General features: G+C 51.5%; 23 protein-coding genes. 12 read left to right on the plus strand and 11 right to left on the minus strand.

Going from position 1 to position 21,182, the window contains the following annotated elements:
* Nucleotides 1-154: 154 nt before the first annotated feature.
* The 5 genes from BLX24_RS21400 to BLX24_RS21420 are packed head-to-tail and all read right to left on the minus strand — an operon-like array spanning nucleotide 155 to nucleotide 4,633.
* On the minus strand, nucleotides 155-613 hold the full coding sequence (locus tag BLX24_RS21400) for an META domain-containing protein (RefSeq protein WP_071505245.1): 459 nt from the start codon (nucleotides 611-613) through the stop codon (nucleotides 155-157).
* A complete protein-coding gene (locus BLX24_RS21405; RefSeq protein ID WP_071505246.1) occupies nucleotides 610-1,860 on the minus strand; it encodes a serpin family protein in 1,251 nt (416 codons plus the stop codon). Before BLX24_RS21405 ends, BLX24_RS21400 begins: the two co-directional genes overlap by 4 nt.
* A gap of 21 nt (nucleotides 1,861-1,881) precedes the next feature.
* The gene (locus BLX24_RS21410) at nucleotides 1,882-2,355 is read right to left on the minus strand and encodes a hypothetical protein (protein WP_071505247.1); all 474 of its coding nucleotides are present in this window, start codon (nucleotides 2,353-2,355) and stop codon (nucleotides 1,882-1,884) included.
* A gap of 30 nt (nucleotides 2,356-2,385) precedes the next feature.
* On the minus strand, nucleotides 2,386-4,071 hold the full coding sequence (locus BLX24_RS21415; RefSeq protein WP_143092745.1) for a hypothetical protein: 1,686 nt from the start codon (nucleotides 4,069-4,071) through the stop codon (nucleotides 2,386-2,388).
* On the minus strand, nucleotides 4,058-4,633 hold the full coding sequence (locus BLX24_RS21420) for an RNA polymerase sigma factor (RefSeq protein WP_071505298.1): 576 nt from the start codon (nucleotides 4,631-4,633) through the stop codon (nucleotides 4,058-4,060). Before BLX24_RS21420 ends, BLX24_RS21415 begins: the two co-directional genes overlap by 14 nt.
* Nucleotides 4,634-4,996: 363 nt before the next feature.
* On the opposite strand from BLX24_RS21420, the gene BLX24_RS21425 reads away from it, so the two are divergent.
* The 6 genes from BLX24_RS21425 to BLX24_RS21450 all read left to right on the plus strand — a co-directional run bounded on the left by BLX24_RS21425 (nucleotide 4,997) and on the right by BLX24_RS21450 (nucleotide 8,731).
* Complete coding sequence (locus BLX24_RS21425; protein ID WP_071505249.1) at nucleotides 4,997-5,656, plus strand: hypothetical protein; 660 nt, start codon at nucleotides 4,997-4,999, stop codon at nucleotides 5,654-5,656.
* Between the two features lie 211 nt (nucleotides 5,657-5,867).
* Entirely contained in the window at nucleotides 5,868-6,422 is a 555-nt protein-coding gene (locus BLX24_RS21430) for a YqgE/AlgH family protein (protein WP_071505250.1), read from the plus strand.
* A 70-nt stretch (nucleotides 6,423-6,492) separates the two neighbouring features.
* A complete protein-coding gene (locus BLX24_RS21435) occupies nucleotides 6,493-7,101 on the plus strand; it encodes a porin family protein (RefSeq protein ID WP_071505251.1) in 609 nt (202 codons plus the stop codon).
* A gap of 48 nt (nucleotides 7,102-7,149) precedes the next feature.
* Nucleotides 7,150-7,653, plus strand: coding sequence for an NADH-quinone oxidoreductase subunit A (locus BLX24_RS21440; protein WP_071505252.1), 504 nt, complete (start codon nucleotides 7,150-7,152; stop codon nucleotides 7,651-7,653).
* Between the two features lie 42 nt (nucleotides 7,654-7,695).
* Nucleotides 7,696-8,220, plus strand: a complete 525-nt coding sequence (locus BLX24_RS21445) for an NADH-quinone oxidoreductase subunit B (protein ID WP_071505299.1) — start codon at nucleotides 7,696-7,698, stop codon at nucleotides 8,218-8,220.
* 25 nt (nucleotides 8,221-8,245) lie between these two features.
* The gene (locus BLX24_RS21450) at nucleotides 8,246-8,731 is read left to right on the plus strand and encodes an NADH-quinone oxidoreductase subunit C (protein ID WP_071505253.1); all 486 of its coding nucleotides are present in this window, start codon (nucleotides 8,246-8,248) and stop codon (nucleotides 8,729-8,731) included.
* Nucleotides 8,732-8,810: 79 nt separating this feature from the next.
* Here BLX24_RS21450 and BLX24_RS21455 read toward each other — a convergent pair whose 3' ends face one another.
* A complete protein-coding gene (locus BLX24_RS21455) occupies nucleotides 8,811-10,508 on the minus strand; it encodes an amidohydrolase (protein WP_071505300.1) in 1,698 nt (565 codons plus the stop codon).
* Nucleotides 10,509-10,743: 235 nt separating this feature from the next.
* Between BLX24_RS21455 and BLX24_RS21460 the strand changes: the two genes are divergently transcribed.
* The 3 genes from BLX24_RS21460 (at nucleotide 10,744) to BLX24_RS21470 (ending at nucleotide 13,679) form a co-directional block, all read left to right on the plus strand.
* Nucleotides 10,744-11,964 carry an NADP-dependent isocitrate dehydrogenase gene (locus BLX24_RS21460; RefSeq protein WP_071505254.1) on the plus strand — a complete coding sequence of 407 codons (1,221 nt, stop codon included), beginning with the start codon at nucleotides 10,744-10,746 and terminating at the stop codon, nucleotides 11,962-11,964.
* Nucleotides 11,965-12,199: 235 nt separating this feature from the next.
* On the plus strand, nucleotides 12,200-13,006 hold the full coding sequence (locus BLX24_RS21465) for a sensor histidine kinase (protein ID WP_071505255.1): 807 nt from the start codon (nucleotides 12,200-12,202) through the stop codon (nucleotides 13,004-13,006).
* Between the two features lie 13 nt (nucleotides 13,007-13,019).
* Complete coding sequence (locus tag BLX24_RS21470; RefSeq protein ID WP_071505256.1) at nucleotides 13,020-13,679, plus strand: response regulator transcription factor; 660 nt, start codon at nucleotides 13,020-13,022, stop codon at nucleotides 13,677-13,679.
* Between the two features lie 50 nt (nucleotides 13,680-13,729).
* Here BLX24_RS21470 and mce read toward each other — a convergent pair whose 3' ends face one another.
* Nucleotides 13,730-14,134 carry a methylmalonyl-CoA epimerase gene (gene mce / locus BLX24_RS21475; protein ID WP_071505301.1) on the minus strand — a complete coding sequence of 135 codons (405 nt, stop codon included), beginning with the start codon at nucleotides 14,132-14,134 and terminating at the stop codon, nucleotides 13,730-13,732.
* 126 nt (nucleotides 14,135-14,260) lie between these two features.
* Here mce and BLX24_RS21480 point away from each other — a divergent pair, with 126 nt between their 5' ends.
* Nucleotides 14,261-14,587, plus strand: a complete 327-nt coding sequence (locus tag BLX24_RS21480; RefSeq protein WP_071505257.1) for a HesB/IscA family protein — start codon at nucleotides 14,261-14,263, stop codon at nucleotides 14,585-14,587.
* 94 nt (nucleotides 14,588-14,681) lie between these two features.
* Here the strand turns inward: BLX24_RS21480 and BLX24_RS21485 are convergent, their stop codons facing one another.
* Nucleotides 14,682-15,116, minus strand: coding sequence for a cytochrome B (locus BLX24_RS21485; protein WP_071505258.1), 435 nt, complete (start codon nucleotides 15,114-15,116; stop codon nucleotides 14,682-14,684).
* A gap of 39 nt (nucleotides 15,117-15,155) precedes the next feature.
* Here BLX24_RS21485 and BLX24_RS21490 point away from each other — a divergent pair, with 39 nt between their 5' ends.
* Together BLX24_RS21490 and BLX24_RS21495 are read left to right on the plus strand one after the other, a co-directional pair.
* Nucleotides 15,156-15,458, plus strand: coding sequence for a DUF4286 family protein (locus BLX24_RS21490; RefSeq protein ID WP_071505259.1), 303 nt, complete (start codon nucleotides 15,156-15,158; stop codon nucleotides 15,456-15,458).
* 89 nt (nucleotides 15,459-15,547) lie between these two features.
* Nucleotides 15,548-17,638: a sialate O-acetylesterase gene (locus BLX24_RS21495; protein ID WP_083422102.1), complete on the plus strand. Its 2,091-nt coding sequence runs from the start codon at nucleotides 15,548-15,550 to the stop codon at nucleotides 17,636-17,638.
* A 61-nt stretch (nucleotides 17,639-17,699) separates the two neighbouring features.
* On the opposite strand, the gene ahcY is transcribed toward BLX24_RS21495, so the two are convergent.
* The 3 genes from ahcY to BLX24_RS21510 all read right to left on the minus strand — a co-directional run bounded on the left by ahcY (nucleotide 17,700) and on the right by BLX24_RS21510 (nucleotide 21,154).
* Nucleotides 17,700-19,016, minus strand: a complete 1,317-nt coding sequence (gene ahcY / locus BLX24_RS21500; protein WP_071505261.1) for an adenosylhomocysteinase — start codon at nucleotides 19,014-19,016, stop codon at nucleotides 17,700-17,702.
* Between the two features lie 170 nt (nucleotides 19,017-19,186).
* The gene (locus BLX24_RS21505) at nucleotides 19,187-19,843 is read right to left on the minus strand and encodes a GDSL-type esterase/lipase family protein (protein WP_071505262.1); all 657 of its coding nucleotides are present in this window, start codon (nucleotides 19,841-19,843) and stop codon (nucleotides 19,187-19,189) included.
* A gap of 15 nt (nucleotides 19,844-19,858) precedes the next feature.
* Nucleotides 19,859-21,154: a UDP-N-acetylmuramoyl-tripeptide--D-alanyl-D-alanine ligase gene (locus tag BLX24_RS21510; protein ID WP_071505263.1), complete on the minus strand. Its 1,296-nt coding sequence runs from the start codon at nucleotides 21,152-21,154 to the stop codon at nucleotides 19,859-19,861.
* Nucleotides 21,155-21,182: the final 28 nt, after the last annotated feature.

Here is a 21,182-nt window from a genome sequence, read left to right on the forward strand (position 1 = left end):
AGTCATTTTCTATTACTCAGGTTGGAAGCCTGGCAAAAAAAATCGCCCGACGGCAAGGCCATCGGGCGATTTATCTTACACAAAAAGTCAGCAATTATCACCTAAAAAAATTACTGTTTACTGTATGCGTGCATGACCTTATCGGCCACTGCAGCTATTTTATTTTTTCGTAGACCAATACGCCACTACTATGGTGGAGCCGCAGCCTGTTCTGTGTCGTTAATTCATAACGGGTTACGTTTTTCAGGTTCGTGAAATACGTCTGTTCCGCCTGCATGACTTCGGCCGGACCACCTACTTTGGTGGAGCCAATGCCATCTACAATTACCTGATCCGACTCCGCGGGCTTTGGCTGAGTCAGTTTCGTGAAATAGGAATTTATGGGTGCCTTGCCTGTAGCTTCATATACGTTCGAAGCAGTCAATGCCGTTGCAGTGGCCGGCATTAAATTCAACTCAAGCGTAATGGTATAAGGCGTAGCCGGTTCTACCAGCTTCCAGGTACCGTCAAGTTTAGCCGTTGCCGCACTCAGTGCCACGACCGTTTCATCATTCCGCTCGCAGCTGAACGCCATGGCGATCAGCGATGCGAAAAAGAGCAGGATCGTTTTCATGAGTTTGTATCCGGATTTACGATTTTACCCATAAACAAGACCGTACCGGTTGTTTTTTCGTGAATCACGAACGCAAAAGGCCGGTTGCAGATGTAAGACATACCCGCTGAGGTTACGCCGACACCGATGCTGGTCACAGCCGCCGCTTCAGTTCCTGACTCGTCGACGGCAACATAGGTATCCTGCTTTACAAAATCGACATAAAGCTGTTTGCCCTTGCTAATGCCCGACAAATCAGCCGAGTTCGAGAAAGCCGTTGGCATACCCATACCCGACAGGATGCTGTTTAGCTTAATACTGTATTTCATCCCGAAACGTGGCAGACCGATGTCGATTTTCCCTTCGGCCATCCCTTGTTGCAGAGCCGCCCACTCCGTACCGTTCAACGTGTTTATCATCGCATCCAGCGAAGAATTCTCGTTAGGTAACAGCACAGTCATCACATAGTTTCCCTGACTGTAAGGCAACTCGAAAGCGGTATATGAAGGACGGAAAACCCGGCGCAGCGGTACATCCAGCCGCATCATTTTGACGCTTTTGGTTTGTCCCGACAATAACCTGAAGTCTGTATCGTACGTTTGTTTGGTATCGAATTTTGTCTTCCAGTCGCCTTTAAAATAGAGCGCATTGAGCAGGAACATCACATGCTCGGGCTTCACCTCCGAAATTACATTCGGGATTTTACCGTTGGTTTTATCGCTCGCCCACTGATTGATCCGGTCTTTAGCCGTCGGGCTGTTGAAGTCAAGCCCCGTTATGTCGGCCTGAAATGTTTTCCGCAACACATCCTGAAACGACGTCTCGACCGTAAACCCGTTCCGATACCACATCGAGTTGGCAATCGACAGTTTGACGTTCGGATCAACGCCCGGCAGGTTCGTCATCAGGTTGGCGTAGGTATCATTCGCTTCTGACAATGTCTGCGCGTCCAGTTTCAGTGTTTTCTGAATTTCGGTCTGTGTCTGCCCGCCGGCACCGTTCATCAGCATACCCAGCGCAATATGCAGGCTCAGCGGTGATACAAAGGCGTTTTCTGTTTTTGCTTCTTCAGCATATACTTTTTTGAAGAAGTCAAAGGCAAAATCATTGGTCTGGCCCGCAAATTTCGTCGATACCCGAAGGGCACCGGCCGTACTTCCGCCCGGCGAAGGCGATGAATTGTTCTTCTGACAACCTACCGTCGCCAGCGTCAGCGCCGCGACGGTCACCGCCGTAACAGCCATGGCTGAGGCAAAAAGGCGTTTCATGTTCTTTGTTGTTCGGTTATTTTATTGACAATCATTGAACGCAGTCCGGCGCTTCCGCAAGGTTTCTACCAGCGATTCGAAACCAGGAATGGTTTTACCCGCCTCAAAGGTTACGCGGTATTTATCCCCCGAGCGCTCAATTTCCAGAAACTCAGCACCGCCATCGGCACAATCCGGGCAGCCGATGCGCTCCGGTTGTTTTTTCAGGGCGGCCAGGTCAGCCTGGGCGGCCAGCGTTTTCCACTCATCCGCCGTTACCGTTCCTTTGCATGATTTCACCGGCAATTCCTCCCGGTTGTCTTTCATAATGAATGTAGCGTCGGTAGCTGTGAGGTCCAGCTGACGCTTGCAGTAGCCAATGCAGAACCCGTAAGAGGTGCCGCTGCGGATAATGACATCGGTTGATGCTCCTTTTACTTCGGCATCAACGCTTTCCTGTGTGCCGCATTGGGCCGCCATCAGCGCCACCATACCGGCTAAGATCAATGCTTTCATCGTATGTGTTGTTTACTGTTAAACATAGCCTTAGAAGTGATAATCGATTCCCATACTCATCCCCAGCGTCTGCGGTTTTGTACGGACATCTACACTCGCTTTGGTCGCATTCTGCAACGCCTGCTGATACATACCGGCAAACGAAGCCGACCAGCGTTGTGTCGGACGGTAGCGGAAACGCAGGCCGGTTGTTGCCGACAGCGTAACAGGACGGTACACATCGTCTCCTGATTTGATTGTCACACTTTTATCAACCTGATTCTTAACAAACCAGTTTGTCAGGAAACCACCAAGCATAGCGATTCCTAAGCGTTTACGCGGACGTAACTGGTAGCCAACCTGCACCGGAACCTGCACAAACTGATAGGTATTGCTGATTTTCTGTACCTGTTCGGTCGAATACGCGTTGTTGCTTGGAATAAACGAATTGCTCTTGTCAAACGTCGCCTGCGCATAGTTACTGTTCGCTCCCGAAACAGCCCCCCGCAAAGCATCAGCATACAGGTTCGATGTACGTATTTCGCCGAGCATCGCCGACTGCAGGTTAGCAACAATTGTCTGAGCCGGGCTGTTCACCGTCGAATTAGCCTCCAGATAACCAACGCCGGTTTCGATAGTCCAGCGGTTACCAAGCTTCATTCCGGTCGATAGTTGATAAGCGATTGAGAGGTCAGCCCGGCTGTTGACACTTTGTGTCGGTGAAGCGACTCGTGTATTTGCCACATAGTTGGCATACACTACCCCAGGCTGCGACGACGGAATAGACACCGATGGGTTGAAGGCCCCCGGCATAACGCTGGCCGACGCCCACAGTTCGCGGTGTTCCTTCGGCTGACTGCTGTTTTCCTCCAGCACAGCGTCTGAGATCCGGTACCAGACAATGCGCTGTGTGCCATACATACGGTTGTGCAACGGCCGGCTGGCCAACGGCTCAATCGAGGCAATCACCGTTGCTTCTTCTGCGGATTCGGCTTGAACCAGCATACGCGCCGGTGCTTCATAACCTATAGCACCATTTTCCGTAATGGTTTCGCTACCAGCTTCTTTCACCGTTCGTCTCGTTACAAAAGCTACACTTTTCTGTAGTTTTCCTGCCTCAACACCAGCCAGTACTTCGGCCGGATTTTGTATTTTTTCCCGATACGTACCGGCTACCCGCACTTGTGTGGCTGCATCGGCTTCCGGCTTCCGGAGACTACCTTTTACCTGTAGCGCCGCTAATTGCTCTTCCGGCGACGAGTTATTCACATTACGGGGCATTTTTCCTGAGTTATCCACAGCCATTGTGGATAACTTTTGTTTGCCCGCCGGGTCCGATGCCGCAACCAGTGCCTCCGGTCGTTTTGTAATTTGGTCAGATGGCGTTCCGGTCGTTTTTGTTGATGATAATGCTGGTTTTTCACCGGTTCCGGTATTGAGTGCCCACCAGCCAAGGCTCAGCAACAAAACGGCCGCCGACGCCGCTGCACTCCAGCGCATCCATGGCCGTACGGTTATCAGCCCCCCCCTTTCGGCAGCGCCGGTACCTCCGGCCATTGGCGTTCCTCCCCACAGTGGCATTACTCCACGATCGTCCTCCTCGTCGAGCCGGCGTTCGATAGCATCCCACACACGGGCTGAAGGCATTTCTGATGCCTCCCCGAACGCCTTTCTCCATAGAGCTTCACCCGGCTCTTCAGGACGTTTCCCTGGTGTATGTTCGTCAAACTGACTCATTTCTTAATGGCGGCATTCCGCCGGATGGTAATTTATATTCTTTCTGTAATTTCTGCTGAAGTAATTGTCGTGCCCTGGCGTACTGCGATTTTGAGGTTCCTTCTGAAATAGAAAGCATTTCGGCAATTTCGAGGTGATTGTACCCTTCAATCGCGTACAGGTTAAAAACAGCCCGGCAACCGGGTGGCAACTCCTGCACCAACTGCAACAAAAACTGATAGTTCAGCGACGGCAGACTTTCGTCGGCCTGCCCGATAAACGGAGCCATATCGGCGATGTCGGTGGTTTGCTCCCACGGCTTCTGCTGCCTGATCTGCTTCAGTGCCGTATTGATAACAACCCGTTTCAGCCATGCTTCAAGCGGACACTCAAACCGGAATGAGCCAATGTGCTGAAAGATTTTGACAAAGGCATCCTGCAACACATCTTCGGCCTCTTCCACATCTTTGGTGTATCGTTTACAAATGACAAAGAGCTTCCCGGCAAACCGCTCATAGAGCTGTCGCTGCACTGAACGGTCCTGCCGCCGGCATCCTTCAACTAATCCGTAATCATCAAGCATATTAACGTCGACACCATAAAGACCCACCCTTTCCTAAAACGGTTGGAAAGCCTTTCTCCTTTTTAACAAATTTTCACACAAGGGGGTTGGTACTTTTTGCTGCTGAGGGTTGCTGCATTACGGAGGGCTCCTCTATCTGGTGGTATTTCATAACTGAAGCATGGTGTTTCAGGTTTAAAGTCGTTGACACATCAAAACTTACTGTTGCGGAAAACTAATAATGGCACACCGCCATCCGCACAATCAGCAACAACCAGTCACTTAAAAGCAACTGCCTCAAAGACGTTCCGCTTCCTCAAAAGAAATGTGGATCTAACGGGTTGTCACCTACCTTCGGGCCGGAACAAAACGAAATGAACACAGATGAAAGCGACTTTTTCCCTAGTATTTGCCCTCCTGACCATTTTCAGCGCTCAGGCGCAACTGGCCAACGACAATACATTGGCGGTCCAGATTGACGGTAAGGAATACAAAACCCAGCCCCGCCAGATCCAGATTGGCAATTATGCCTACTTTACCGGCAACAGCACCAAACCCGACCGTATGCTCCGTGTCTGGCTCGGCGATTTCAATGGCCGTGCCGTGAGCGAGCCAGGTCTTTACCTGATTGTGAATGCTGACCGCCCCGATACCCGCGAGAACATTAAACGGGCCCAGGATCTGGGTAAATACAGAGGCATTGCGGCTATCCGCTATGTGGAAGAAACCAAAACACCACGCATGGAATACCACGTCGGCGATTCGCAGAACAACAACGAAACACTGGAGGTAAAGTCGGTAAGCGACGGGTTTATTGAGCTTTCCTTCAACGCCACGCTCTCGGGTACGTACTGGAAAGAAAAGGCCTCAGCCACCGTATTCGGCGGGTTAGGCCGGCTGCGCGATAAAATCGAAGACAAAGTCGTAACCTCGGCGACCGGCTACGACAACAATATTGACCCGGAAGGAAACGGCTACAAAAAGCAGGATAAGACCGATACGGTCATACTGAAAGACGGAAAGATGCGGCTGAAGAAAAATTAAGCCTCCTCAGTACAAGTGGTGGCACGACTTTGACAGGGCCGCCTGGCGGTCGTGCCACCACTCAGTTCCTTGCTTGCCACCCTAAGCTCTCTGCTCACTACTCTCTCCCCCATACCAACTTCCCCTGATTCTGCGTTTTCGATAAAAATACGCTATACTTACAAACCTAACGACGGGTTTTACCGTATTCCACCTAACATCGATCTGCGCTATGAAAACAACAACTGTTACCAACGGAAGTATTCTGATTGCGGAGCCGTTTCTGGGCGATGCTAATTTTGAGCGCAGCGTGGTGCTGGTCTGCGAACACAGTGAGGAAGGGACGTTCGGGTTAGTGTTGAATCAGACCACCAATCTAATGCTGAGCGATGTCATTGATGATATCTACAGCGATGTTCCTCTTTTTCTGGGCGGTCCTGTCCAGCAGAATACGCTGCATTTTATTCACCGGCGGCCCGACCTGATCGAGCACTCAATCCGGATTCAGGACGGTCTTTACTGGAGCGGTGACTTTGAACAGATTAAACAGGCGATCAATATCGGCACGCTGTCTGAGGAGGATATCCGCTTTTTTGTCGGCTACTCCGGCTGGAGCGAAGGACAGTTGGACGGTGAACTGAATGAAAAAGCATGGATCGTCTCAAAAGCCGATACTGACTTCCTGTTTAATACGCCTGCGGATCAGTTCTGGCGCGGAATTCTGAAACGAATGGGCGGAGAATTCAAGGTTCTGTCAAACTACCCGGTTGATCCTCGGTTGAATTAACTTTTTTTAACCAATTTTGCAGCCGGATCTATCGTTAAGAGAAGGTAACAAACCTTCTGCTGCTTCATTCATGCGTATTAAACAGCTACTTTTCATGCTTGCGCTGGTCTGCCCTTCGGTAGTCTTTGCACAAACTAATGCTCTTTCGGGACATTTTGGGATTAAAGCCGGGCCGTCTATTACCCGCTTAGCCCTTTCGGGGGTGACCACCAGCGTTCCCAAGCAAAAAATAGACTTCAGCCTCGGTGCCATGTATCAGCTCCGGTATAAAAACTTTACGGTACAGCCGGAACTGTTGTATTCAAAAGAAGGCGGGACGCTTAAGGTGCAGCGCGTTGGCCGGACAGAAATCGTCCGGAATAACTTCAGCTACATTGCTCTCCCCGTGCTGTTTGGCTGGATTCCGACAGAGGGAATTGCCCTACAGGCCGGCCCGCAATTCAGCTATGCCGTTAATGCCGGATCGACGTATGGCCCGGGCACCAAAAACGACATGGGTATCGTGATCGGCGCTCACTACGATTTTCTGGATATGCTGGATAAGTTCAGTCTTCAGGTACGCTACATCCACGGCCTGACCAATGTGGCACCGGCTACCGCTACGGGCATCGATCTGAACTACCGCAACCGTGTGCTTCAGGTAGCGTTTGTCTATAATTTTTACAAAAAGAAAAAATAAGCAGCAGGCCACGGCCGCTATTGTCCGTGGCCTGCTGCCTGTATCGCCATGCTTTCTGACTTCGGCATTATTCTGCTGTTTATTCTGGCCGCCTTTGCCTTCATCTCCCTTGTCTTGTTCGGAGCCAGCTTTCTGCGCCCGGACCGGCCCAATGTCGAGAAGATGAGTACGTATGAGTCGGGCGAAGAACCGGTAGGCAATGCGAATGTGCAGTTTAATATCCGGTTTTATGTAGTGGCGCTGATCTTTGTTTTGTTCGACGTCGAACTGGTCTTTCTCTTTCCATGGGCTACCGTTTTCGGCCAAAAAACGCTTATTAACGAAACGAAAGGGCTTTGGGGCTGGTTTTCGCTGGCCGAAATGAGCATCTTCGTCCTCACACTCGCCCTCGGCCTGGCCTATGCCTGGGTCAAAGGCTATCTGAGCTGGGTAAAACCACAACAAAAGATACCAACCGTTGATACAAAAGTGCCTCAGTCGCTCTACGATCAGGTAAATAAAAAGTACCAGCCGAAAGCGAAGGCCTCCCAGCCGGCAAGCGGAACCGTTTGACGGCCCCGGCTCGTTACACCGGTACAGACAATGACATATCCGATGAACGCATCTTCCCCAACCAATAAATCCGGTGACCACGGCATTGTGCTGCTCCGTTCGGAGGAGCTCCTGAACTGGTCGCGGGAGTCGTCGTTATGGCCCCTTACATTCGGGCTGGCCTGCTGCGCCATCGAAATGATGGGCTCCATGGCATCGAGCTATGACCTCGAGCGCTTCGGGATTTTTCCGCGACCCTCGCCGCGGCAGTCGGATATCATGATTATTTCAGGGACGGTAACCTACAAGATGGCCGACCGGATCCGCCGGTTATATGAGCAGATGGCTGAGCCGCGCTATGTGATTTCGATGGGCTCGTGTTCCAACTGTGGCGGGCCTTACTGGCAGCACGGGTATCATGTCGTAAAAGGCGTGGATAAGATTATTCCGGTGGATGTCTACGTACCCGGTTGTCCGCCCCGCCCCGAAGCGCTGATCGACGGATTTCTGAAACTACAGGAAAAAATCCGGCAGGAGAAGCCGCTGACGGGCACGGCCCTTACGGGTGAAAACCCGGAACGCTTATAGCAACGTTTCTTTACCCCTACTAAGCATGTCTTTCGACGATATCGCCGCTATTCTTCAGGAACAATTTGGCTCAACCATTCAGGTACAGACGGCCTCACCGGCAGTTGCGGTATCGGCAGACGTGCTGGTCAATGTCTGTCAATTCCTGCGCGACGACGAACGTTTGTTCTTCGACTTACTCGCCTGCATCACCGCCATCGACAACGGGCCACAGGTTAATACCATGGAGGTGATTTACAATTTTACATCCATCCCGTTTGAGCATGACCTGATGCTGAAAGTAACGGTCGCCCGCAACCAGCCCGGCATGCCGTTACCGGCCGTACCGACGGTCAGCCATATCTGGCGTACTGCCGACTGGCACGAGCGTGAAGCCTACGACCTGGTCGGTATTTCCTTTACCAATCACCCCGACCTGCGCCGCATCCTGATGCCCGCCGACTGGGACGGCCATCCCCTCCGCAAAGGCTATCAGGAACCGGAACAATATCATGGGATAAAGACGAAATGATGCTGGATACTAGATGGTCGGATACTGGATATTCAGGGTCTACGGCATCAACTCTATCCAGCATCCAGCATCCCTGCCCCTACTTCCCTCCGCTCACTTTACTGGCACTGGTTTCTTTCGACTCCTTCTCTTTGATGGCGGCGCGCTGATCGTCCCGGACGGTCGGGTATTTAATACCTAACTGTTCCAGATACGTCTTATACTTCGACGGATCGTAATAGTACTTCTCCAGTTTCGGCTTATATTCCGTCATAATCTTCTTATTCAGGAAAACCGCAGGCTGCTCTTTCGGCGAAATCAGCGGGGTGTACTTAATCTCTTTTGTCTGTTCGTTGCGGTAATAATCCCACGCATTTTTGATGATTTCCGGCTTCATCAGCATATCGATCAAGGTCATCGCTTCAGCCTTGGCTCCCGCCACAATGCCTTTATGGGCAATCGGCGTGGCCATCGAAATCGCATTGGCCCAGTGATGGCCCGGCAGCCCGGGAATGTTCGACGGATAACGCAGCACAACCGTTGGCAGTGACCATGAGATGTCGGCAATATCGTCGGATCCGCCGCCCATGGCGGTCATCATCTGACCACCCATCATGACCGGCGCGGCCGATACCGGCATTCCGATTGAGTCAATCTTAGTGGCCAGCCCTTCTACTTTCGGAGCCTGTAATTCGATCTGCGACGCCTTGGCCAGCAGCTGATCCTCCGGCGACCATGTCGGCAACCCTACCTTACGGATATTTTCGTGCATGGCCTCCGCAATGGGTTTGTTAAAATGGCCGGGCCAGGCTGAGCCCAGTACTTCGTAGGTAAATTTGGTATCGGTCATCATCGCCGCACCTTCAGCGATTTTCAGCCCGGTCTCGTATAATTTCTTGATTTTCGGATACGTACGTTCACGGAAGTAATACCAGACAGCCGCTTTCGACGGTACTACGTTCGGCTGATCGCCACCGTCGGAGATCACATAATGCGATCGTTGGGTTACTTCGAGGTGCTCGCGGCGGAAGTTCCAGCCGACGTTCATCAGTTCCACCGCATCCAGTGCACTACGGCCACGCCATGGCGCACCGGCGGCGTGTGCGGCCTGGCCTTCAAAGTTGAACCGGACCGACACCAGCCCGTTGTTGCCGGCATCACCCCACGAAACGCCCAGGTTGTTGCCGACGTGCGTAAAGATACAGGCGTCGACATCCTTAAAATAACCGTCACGCACGAAGAAGGCTTTGGCGCCTACCAGTTCTTCGGCCACGCCCGGCCACAGCATCAGCGTGCCCGGAATTTTTTCACGCTCCATGATCTGCTTCACGGCCAGGGCTGCCACGATGTTCAGCGCCTGCCCTGAGTTATGGCCTTCGCCATGCCCCGGTGCGCCCTCGACAATCGGGTCATGGTAGGCAACGCCCGGCTTCTGGCTCGCTTTCGGAATACAGTCGACATCAGAGCCGATGGCGATCAGTGGTTTTCCGTTCCCCCAGGTAGCAATCCAGGCGGTAGGCATGTTGGCAATTCCTTTCTGTACCGTAAACCCTTCCTTTTCGAGCAGTGTGGTCAGGTATTTAAACGACTCCTCTTCCTGAAAACCCAGTTCGGAAAAACTGAACAGCATATCGTTGATTTGCTGCGCCTGATCCTTACGGGCATCAATCGCAGCCATCACTTCCTGCTTTAGTTTTTCTGTTCGGTCAGCCGGCGCTTTTGGTCTCTTCGACTGGCCGAACAGAAGGGCAGGCACTAATGAAAGCAGAACAATCCACTTTGTTGTAGAATTTTTCATAATTGCCATATATAGCTTAGGTTAACTCTGTAAAACAGGATGAAATATACTAAAACACCCACTTTCAGCCACATATTATTTCGGACAGACGGCAAAAAATAATGACCCGGATTGCTGATTACCGGCTTCTGTAAAACTTTGCAGGCGACTCGTTTAAACTTTCGTTTTCATGTAACACCTTTCTGAGTACTTTTGCGGTGAATTTCAATTTTCCAACTGATTGACAGAACATAAAATGGAGAAAATCAAAGTAGCTAATCCGGTGGTTGAACTGGATGGCGACGAAATGACGCGAATTATCTGGAAGTTCATCAAAGACAAGCTTATTCTCCCCTACATCGACGTAGATATTAAATATTATGATCTTGGTATCGAATACCGCGACGAGACAAACGATCAGGTGACGATCGACGCGGCTAACGCTATCAAGGAATACGGTGTTGGTATCAAATGTGCAACCATCACACCTGACGAAGCCCGTGTGACAGAGTTCAATCTGAAGCAAATGTGGAAGTCGCCGAACGGAACAATCCGGAACATTCTGGACGGTACGGTATTCCGCGAGCCAATCGTTATCAACAACGTACCCCGTCTGGTGACGAACTGGTCACAGCCAATCATCGTTGGCCGCCACGCGTTCGGTGACCAATACCGCGCAACGGATTTCGTTGTACCGGGCAAAGGAAAACTGACGGTGAAGTTCGAAGGTGAAGACGGAACCGTGATGGAGTACGAGGTCTACAAATTCAACGGTCCGGGTGTAGCCATGGCTATGTACAACGTTGACGAGTCGATCCGTGGGTTTGCCCGTGCCTGCTTCAACATGGCGCAGCAAAAAGGATGGCCGCTGTACCTGTCTACGAAAAACACGATCCTGAAAAAATACGACGGTCGTTTCAAAGATATTTTCCAGGAGATTTACGAAACAGAATTCAGCGATTCAGGCGTTCACTACGAGCACCGTCTGATCGATGACATGGTGGCCTCTGCCCTGAAGTGGGAAGGTTCGTTCGTATGGGCCTGTAAAAACTATGACGGTGACGTTCAGTCGGATACCGTAGCACAGGGCTTTGGCTCACTGGGCCTGATGACATCGGTACTGGTTACGCCGGACGGACAGACGATGGAAGCCGAGGCCGCTCACGGTACGGTAACCCGCCACTACCGCGAACACCAGAAAGGCAACAAAACGTCGACCAACCCGATCGCTTCAATCTACGCCTGGACGCGTGGTCTGGCATTCCGTGGTAAACTGGACGGCAATCAGGCGCTGATCGACTTCTGCCATGCCCTGGAAGCCGTTTGTGTGGAAACGGTTGAAAGCGGTAAAATGACGAAAGATCTGGCCCTGTCGGCATATCCTGCCGGTACGAAACTGATCCCTGGCGAACATTACCTGTATACAGAAGATTTCCTGGAAGCACTGGACGCGAACCTGCAGGCTAAATTAGCTTAGTAGCCGTCTTTTTTCAGGCTGATATGGCCCGGCAATGCCTGTGCATTGCCGGGCTTTTGCTTTCAGGCACAGCCAAATAATAAATCATGTGTCCATTTTACCCGTTTTTATGACCGTATCCTAAACGGGATTTGTCATTCCGTCTCAACTTCTGCATATTTAACTGATTCTGCCTTTCTAACTGACAATAACACAGTTCTGTCCGGATACGCCAACCTGAAAATTTTATGCTGAAATGAGTGCGGGCCTAGTCATTGCAATTGGTACGGCAGTTTTGCTGATGATGGCGATTTTTATCATCATCTTCGTGGCCTATTACCAGCATAAGCAGTCACAGCAACGGTTGGCGCTGAAAGAAATGCAGGAACGCCACCGCCAGGAACTAATGGCGGCAACCTTTCACGGGCAGGAGGCCGAGCGCCGCCGGTTGGCCCAGGATCTGCACGACGACATCGGGACCATGCTGTCGGTGGCCAAACTGACCCTGAATCAGCTCGAACGCCAGCTGACGCCCGAGACACCGCCGTCGCACCAGGCCCGTAAAACGCGTCAGTTGCTGGATGATACCCTGAAAAACGTTCGCCGGATCAGCCGCGATCTGGTTCCGACTACCCTTGAACGGTTCGGCCTGCTGGCCTCCCTTGAAGAGCTTGTTAGTAATGCCAGCAATGATCTGGTTGATGTACGGCTCGAACGGCCCGAAACCCTGCCCCCCCTGACGTCTGCCGTCGAAATTATGATTTACCGTATCGTACAGGAACTGGTCAGCAATGCCATTAAACATTCGGGAGCAGGCAGCATCGTGATTCAGTTGTTTCCGGCTCAGAAAGAAATCCGGCTTAATGTATTCGACGATGGCCGCGGTTTCGATCTGGATGAAGTGCTTCAGAATAAGCAGCGCGGACTGGGTATCCGGAACATCGAAAGCCGGCTGAGTGTGGTCGACGGACACGTGACGTTTGATGTAGCGCCTGGCCGCGGATCACATATTTATGTGCAAGTTCCGCTCGAAAATGCTAAACTTGTTCCGCTTTTGACCTAATGCGATTTCGACCATGCGTAAGATAAAACTAGCCCTGTGCGACGACCATAATTTATTTCGGGTAGGCATGGCTACCATTCTAAGTCAGGTTGCTGATTTTGAGTTGCTCCTGGAGGCCTCAAACGGTCAGGAATTAATTGACAAAGTACCCCGCAAAACGCCCGATGTTGTCCTGCTCGATCTGCAGATGCCCGTTCTCGACGGCACGGCAACCGCCGATTGGCTGCGTGAGCATTATCCGCTCATCAAAATTATTGTGCTGACCATGCACGACGAAGACCGCATGGTACTGCACCTGCTGGAGAAAGGCGTCAGCGGCTATCTGCTCAAAGATGCTGAGCCCGACGAGGTAGAACTGGCCATTCGCAAAGTAATCGACGAAGGGGTTTATCTTAATGAGTTTGTGTCGAAGGCCATGCTCCGGAAAATGACCAACCGGACTACGGTTGTTAAGCAGCCATCGACGTTTTACAATAGCAAGGTCTTACTCTCAGAGCGTGAAAAAGAAGTACTCAAGCTGATCTGCGAAGGTCTGTCGACGGCAGAAATCAGTGAGAAGCTCTTTTTGAGCCCGCGCACGGTTGAAGGACACCGGCTGCGGATTCTGGAAAAAACAGGTACTAAAAATACGGCCGGCATGGTAGCCTACGCCTTTAAAAACAACCTGGTTTAGGCTATTTGCCCCCCTCCGGCAAGGCAACTTATTGGAATAAGCGGCCTTTTTTATATCCGTTCCTGGCAAAGCTCGATCAAAACCCCGTTTGTCCCTTTCGGATGGAGAAAACAAACCAGTTTGTTATCAGCTCCTTGTTTCGGGGTTTCGTTGAGCAACGTAAAGCCTTCGCCTTTCAGACGTTCCATTTCCGCCAGTATATCGTCGACCTCAAAGGCCACATGGTGAATTCCTTCGCCCTTTTTGTCGATAAATTTAGCAATGGCACTCTCGGGGCGGGTTGCTTCGAGCAACTCTATTTTGGTCTGATTGATTTTAAAAAAAGAGGTAGTAACACCTTCCGATTCAACGGCTTCGGATTTGTAGGGAGGTACTCCCAGCAGCTTCGTAAAAAGGTCATTCGATGCGGCCAGATCCTTTACCGCAATACCCAGATGTTCGACGTTTGTCAGCATGAGATCAATAAATGCTTTTGAAAGATAAAAAGAGTCCGGCCCGGGAACCGAACTTTTCAAAACGGCGATAAGTTATTAAATTAGCAAAAGACATTTCTCATAACCAGCTATAGATTTCTGTCAACAATGGTATCGGTATCAGATAAAGCAAAAGAAAAAATCGTTGAGTTGCGCCAGAAAGAAGGGTTAACCGACAATTACGCGATTCGGGTGGCAGTAGAAGGGGGCGGTTGCTCAGGCCTGATGTATGACTTGCAGTTTGATACCGCTCAGCAACCGACAGATCACATTGTCGAAGACAAAGGCATCAAAATCTTTGTTGACCGTAAAAGTCTGCTGTATCTGGCCGGTACGGAGCTCGACTTTTCGGACGGTTTAAATGGCAAAGGGTTTCAGTTTAAAAACCCGAACGCTACCCGTACCTGCGGTTGCGGCGAAAGCTTCGCCGTATAATCCGGTGCTGATAAGATAAAATCAAATCGGGGGATCTGAAGAATACCGGCATGGTATTCTTCAGATCCCCCGATTTATGTTTCGCCTGACCGGATCAGAACCAGCCTGCGCCCGGAATCCGGAACGGCCACGGAATAGAAGCCAGAATAACCAGCAGACCGATGGCATAAAAAGTAAATACGGCCTTGTGCTTCGCCGCGCTGTTGGTCTGGCGCTTATGTTTTGAGTAACCAACCGTAATGAGCGCAATGGCAATCAGCATACCCAGCGAGTGTTCGGCCGTGTAGAAGCGATAGAGCTTATCGCTCATCATACCGAAATCAACCTTAGGGCTGATGAAGAACAAAACCAGCCCGATCAGTAGCTGAGTGTGTACCGAAATCAGCGTAAACAGATAAAGTTTACGGTCGCCATCGGTATAACCCGCCTGTCCCGAACGCTTTTGCATGGAAACAAATACGGCTGCCAGCAACAGAATAAGGGCCAGCCAGCGAAGTCCCGAGTGGGCATGTAGGAGTCCTGAGTACATAGTATCTTTGTAGTTTGTACAGCAAATAAACCGAACTTTATGCTTCTCTACAACGTCACCGTAAATATCAGTAAAAACGTAGCCCCTGATTGGTTACACTGGGTACGCACCGAACACCTTCCCGACATCATGGCGACCGGCCTGCCTACCCGGCACCAACTGCTCGAATTACTGACCGAGATCGATAACGGAGGCTGCACGTATACCATTCAGCTTATATTCCCCGATCAGGCAACATACGATGCTTACGAGACCATTTACGCCCCGAAATTACACCCGCAGATGCAGCGCCGTTACATAGGAAACATCTATACGTTCCAAACCCTGCTCCGCGAAATATGATTTTTATCTGAAATCAGGTATCCCTGCAACAATTTCCTGCGTCATAGTGTATATTAACAGATGTAGTACCATAACTGTTTCTATACATTATGCCAGCTATGATCCTTACCTCTACACTACCGGGAAGGCTATTTTTCAGCGCTTTAGCCGTCGCGTTAATCTGTTCATACGCTGCATCTGCGCAGGTACAGGTTACGTTTCCCGTCTCCCGCATTGTGTTTCAGCGTAACAATGCCAATCAGTCGCCGATTACGATAACGGGCCTGTGTCCGGCCAATACGCAGCGGATAGAAGTCATGCTGACGGCCACAGCGGCCGGGTATGGCTCCTCAACCAACGGTTTCGTTACGCTCGACAGCCAACCGCAAAACGGACAGTTTTCCGGCCAGATTACGCTTTCGGGCGGCTGGTACCATCTGGATGTCAGAGCCATCAGCAACGAGCAGGTTACCGGCAGCACACGCGTGAGTCCCATCGGCGTCGGTGAGGTGTTTGCCATCGCCGGCCAATCAAACGGACAGGGCGTATTACCCAACCGCGAAACCGTTGCAGCCACCGACGACCGGGTCAGTGCGGCTACCCACTTCAATTTTTCGGATACTATCCGGTTACCGCTGCCACCGACATTCAGCCAGATTACCAAAGACATGACCATTTCGCCCCGTGGCCTGACGAGCTGGTGCTGGGGCCGACTAGGCGATTTACTGACGCAGCGACTCAATGTGCCGGTCTTGTTTTATAATGCAGCCTGGTCGGGTACCGCCGTCAGAAACTGGCGGGAAAGTATCGTTACAGACAGCACGGCAACCGCCTGGGGTGAATATTTTATGCCTAAAATGCCGTATGCCAACCTGAAACGCGTGCTTCAGGATTATGTGCCGCTGACAGGGCTACGCGCTGTTCTCTGGCACCAGGGAGAGGCTGAAGCCTATGATACCATTCCGACACCAGCCAATTTACAGGGTACACCAGCCAAATCCCCGAACTACGAAGCGGACCTTAAATTTGTTATTGCCCAAAGCCGGACTGATGCCGGTAATGTGGCGATTCCATGGATGGTAGCCCGCGCCTCTGTTGATAACTGGACAGCAACATTTTATCCCTCCGGCCTGTATGAACCGGTTACGAATGCCCAGACGCGGGTGATTCAAACGACCGACCGGGTCTTTTTCGGGCCCATTACCGATTACGTTCAGATACCCCGGACCGATGGCGTTCACTTCTCAGGGCAAGGTCTGATTGATCTGGCTAATGCCTGGAACGTTCAGCTGACCAACGATTTTTTCAACGCCGCCACGCCACTGCTACCCAAAACCATTACGGTTACCAATTTACGGTTAGATGGCCGGACCAGCCACCGCCTGGCAGCGATTGGCAGCCCGGTTATCTTTACGCTCCTTGTTACTAACAAAGGGGCCAATGCGGCCACAAACATCCGGTTACGGTGTCAGTTGCCCGCCAATGTCGCCTTTGTCAGCAGCCCGCAGCTAACCTACCGAAAAGGCGTTTTGCTGGGCACCATCAATCAGATCGGTGCCGGACAGCAGGCCGCCCTTACCTTCACGGCCTATCCGGCAGCAGCGGGCCTTTACCGCATAGCTGCCGAGATTATTAAAGCCGACCAGCTCGATCCGGATTCACAGCCTAATACCAGCTTTTTCGACGGGCAAGACGACATGGTTTGGCTGGATTTCCGGACTATAGACGGCGGCACCACGGTCTATTCGCTCACGCCTTCGGCCAACGTTGATCCGACCCCGACGGTTATCAGCAACCAGCCGGCCATTGATAACAACAGTGCTAATCTCCGGCTGGACCTTATTTCAGCGGCTCTGGTGAGCCGTACTTTTCAGCCGGTCGCGATCAGCGTTGTGGTTACGAACCTGGGCGGCGCGACTGCCTCAAATATCCAGGTGGTCTGCCAGCTGCCCTCGTCGCTCTATGCCTATTACAGCGAAACCTTTTCAATCAACGGGCAACAGGCAACAACAACCATCACTACGCTCCCGCCGAACAGCTCCGTCCGGCTGGTCATTACAGCCGTACCGGCAATCAGTACCAACTACCTTTTTATTGGTCAGATTACGGCAGCCTCTCCCGGCGACCCGAATTCTACACCAAACAACGGGTTTGATAAAGGCGAAGACGATACCGCACAGCTGACCATCAGGGCCTATTAAACACGCGAGCGCGCAGCCCCGTTACCGGCACTGCGCGCTCGCGTGTTATCTGTCTGACCGACTAGTAGCGGTACATTTCTGATTTGAAAGGACCTTCGGTTGTTACACCAATGTAAGCAGCCTGCTCTGAGTCGAGCGAGTCAAGCTTAGCCCCTACGTGTGCCAGGTGAAGGGCGGCTACTTTTTCGTCCAGTTTCTTCGGCAGTACGTATACTTTGTTTTCGTACTTGGCGGCATTCTGCCACAGTTCAAGCTGAGCCAGTGTCTGGTTCGAGAATGAGCAAGACATAACGAACGACGGGTGGCCCATTGCACAACCCAGGTTCACCAGACGGCCTTCAGCCAGTACGATGATTTCCTTGCCGTCAACCTCATACATATCTACCTGTGGTTTGATGGCCGATTTTGTATGGCCGTAGTTTTCGTTCAACCATGCCATATCGATTTCGTTGTCGAAGTGGCCGATGTTACAAACAACAGCTTTGTCACGCATATTTTTGAAGTGACGATCTTTGATGATACCGATGTTACCGGTAGCTGTTACGAAGATGTTGGCACGACTAACGGCTTCGTCCATCGGCACCACTTCATAACCGTCCATAGCTGCCTGCAGGGCGCAGATCGGGTCGATTTCAGTAACCAGTACGCGGCAACCGGCACCACGCAGCGATTCGGCCGAGCCTTTGCCTACGTCACCATAACCAGCCACAACGGCTACTTTACCAGCCAGCATCAGGTCAGTGGCACGACGGATGGCGTCAACCAGTGATTCGCGGCAACCATATTTGTTATCAAACTTCGACTTGGTAACCGAGTCGTTTACGTTGATAGCAGGCAGGTGCAGCGTACCGTTCTTCATCCGCTCATACAACCGGTGAACACCTGTTGTTGTCTCTTCTGACAGGCCTTTGATGTTCGGAATCAGTTCCGGATAAACATCAAATACCATGTTGGTCAGGTCACCACCATCATCCAGAATCATGTTCAGTGGCTGACGGTCTTCTCCGAAAAACAGGGTTTGTTCAATACACCAGTTAAATTCTTCCTCGTTCATTCCTTTCCAGGCATAAACAGGGATACCCGCTGCCGCAATCGCTGCTGCCGCGTGGTCTTGTGTGGAGAAGATATTACATGAAGACCAGGTTACGTCGGCACCCAGTTCAACCAGCGTTTCAATCAGAACAGCCGTTTGAATGGTCATGTGCAGACAGCCTGCGATCCGGGCACCAGCCAGTGGTTTCGACGGGCCAAATTCCTGACGAAGTGCCATTAAACCTGGCATTTCGGCTTCTGCCAGCCGGATTTCCTTGCGGCCCCATTCAGCGAGGGCGATGTCCTTAACTTTGTAGGGGACGTAGGCAGATGTTTGCGTTGACATGGTTTGTCAGTTTACGTTTATGGTTGTTTGCCAGTGCGGCAAACTGGCTTGTTTCTTAGTAAAATACAAAATTATAGAAGTCCCGGCAGAATACCTAAACCGCTTCCTCGTTCGCCGGTATGCTAAGCCGGTAAATCACAAATTATGCCAGAGATCCGGACATAAACTGTCTATTTCAACGCCGGTTTTACCAGTTTGGTCCAGAGTGCATAGCCGTTTGGCAGCATGTGCAGGCTATCTCCCTTGTAGTACTCCCCGTGTGGCTGTCCGTTGGCATAGAGCATCGGGGTATAAGTGTCTACGTATTTTGTTCGCTTCTGCTTTTTCAGGTAGCCTTTAATCATTGCGTTAGCTTCCTGAACAACAGGCCAGTACTTCCGGCGCGACGGGCTTGGTTTCATAGCAATGTAGACAAACGACACTTTCGGCAACGCCTTGCGGACGTACTGAAACAGATCCACAAACTGGTCATAGACATACTGCGCCGACTTACCGGCGGCAACATCGTTCTCACCCGAATACAAGACCACCTGTTTCGGCTGGTATCTGATAATGATACGGTCGGCGAAGTAACGGGCATCAGCCAGCCCTGATCCGCCAAAACCACGGTTTAGAACCGGTTTATCCGGAAAATCGGCAGCAAGGCTTTCCCAGTACCGGATCGACGAACTGCCGGTAAATACAATCGGATGAACAGGCGGCGGCGTAGTTTTGTCTTTTTCCTCAAAGGCGTTGATGTCGGATTCAAACTTATTCTGGGCAAAAACGCACAGGGGAAATAAAAACAGGAACAGTTGGGTAATGTAACGGGTTGTGTTGAGTTTCATGTTGTCAGGGTCAGATTAAATAAACGGCACGACGGTCTCCAGCCCCATACCGCGGGAGCCTTTAATGAGGATATGTGTATTCTCAAAGGGATAGTCCATAATCCAGTTGTGCAGCGAGAACTTGTCCGGAAAAAAATACGCCTTAGGCAGTGCTGGCAACGCGTATTTCATGTCTTTTCCGGCCAGAATGACCAGATCAAACTTACCGGTAGCGACCAGCTCGCCCAGAGCCGCGTGTTCCGCTTCACTTTCGGGCCCCAGTTCGTACATATCGCCCAGAATTACCGCTTTCCTTTCTGCCGGCAGGTTCATGAACTGCCGGATCGCAGCGGCCATCGAACTTGGGTTGGCATTATAGGCATCCAGCAAAATCGTGTTCGACCCTTTGTGCACTACCTGCGACCGGTTGTTGGTCGGGTTATAATCGGCCACGGCGCGGTTGGCTTCTTCGCTCGTTACGCCGAAATAAGCGCCTATTGCCAGGGCCGCGGCCATGTTATCAAAATTATACCGGCCGGGCAGATGGGTTTTGACTTCATGACCGGCGGCATCCCGATATACCACCACCGGCGTTTCGTCAAGCAGAGTCGGGCCGTCGGTTAAATACGTCACGACTTCCTTAAACGACCGCTCTTCTTTCATGGCCATAATCGTGGCATCCTGCGCATTCACAAACACCGTTCCGCCCGATTTGGCCAGCCAGTCAAACAGCTCCCCCTTGCCTTTCCGGACGCCCTCAACGCCGCCAAAGCCTTCGAGGTGTGCTTTCCCGATGTTGGTAATCATGCCGTGGGTCGGCTCGGCAATCGAACAGAGCAACGCAATTTCCTGCTGATGGTTCGCGCCCATTTCAATCACAGCCATTTCGTACCGGTCATCGCCGTCGCCCCGAATGGAGAGCAGCGTCAGCGGTACGCCAATGTGGTTATTGAAGTTGCCAAGGGTAGCGTAGGTTTTATAGCGCTTCGACAACACGGCAGCAATCAGTTCTTTAGTGGTTGTTTTGCCGTTTGAGCCTGTCATAGCCACTACCGGGATAGTGAGTGTCCGCCGATGATACCGCGCCAGGTCCTGCAAGGCTGTCAGCCCATCGTCAACCAGCAGACAGCGCTGATCAGAAGCCGCCACGGCGGGATCGTCTACCACGGCATAGCGCGCCCCTTTCGCCAGAGCATCCGCCGCAAACTGATTTCCGTCGAAAGCAGGGCCTTTCAGGGCAACAAACAAACATGCCGGCAAAATCTTCCGGGTATCGGTCGAAACACTCGTGCACTCCAAAAATTTATGGTATAGTTGAGCCGTTGATGTCATAAGAACAGAGTCTTGTTCGTTGTTAGCT

The sequence above is a fragment of the Arsenicibacter rosenii genome, from assembly GCF_001870735.1.
GTDB classification, from domain to species: Bacteria; Bacteroidota; Bacteroidia; order Cytophagales; family Spirosomataceae; genus Arsenicibacter; species Arsenicibacter rosenii.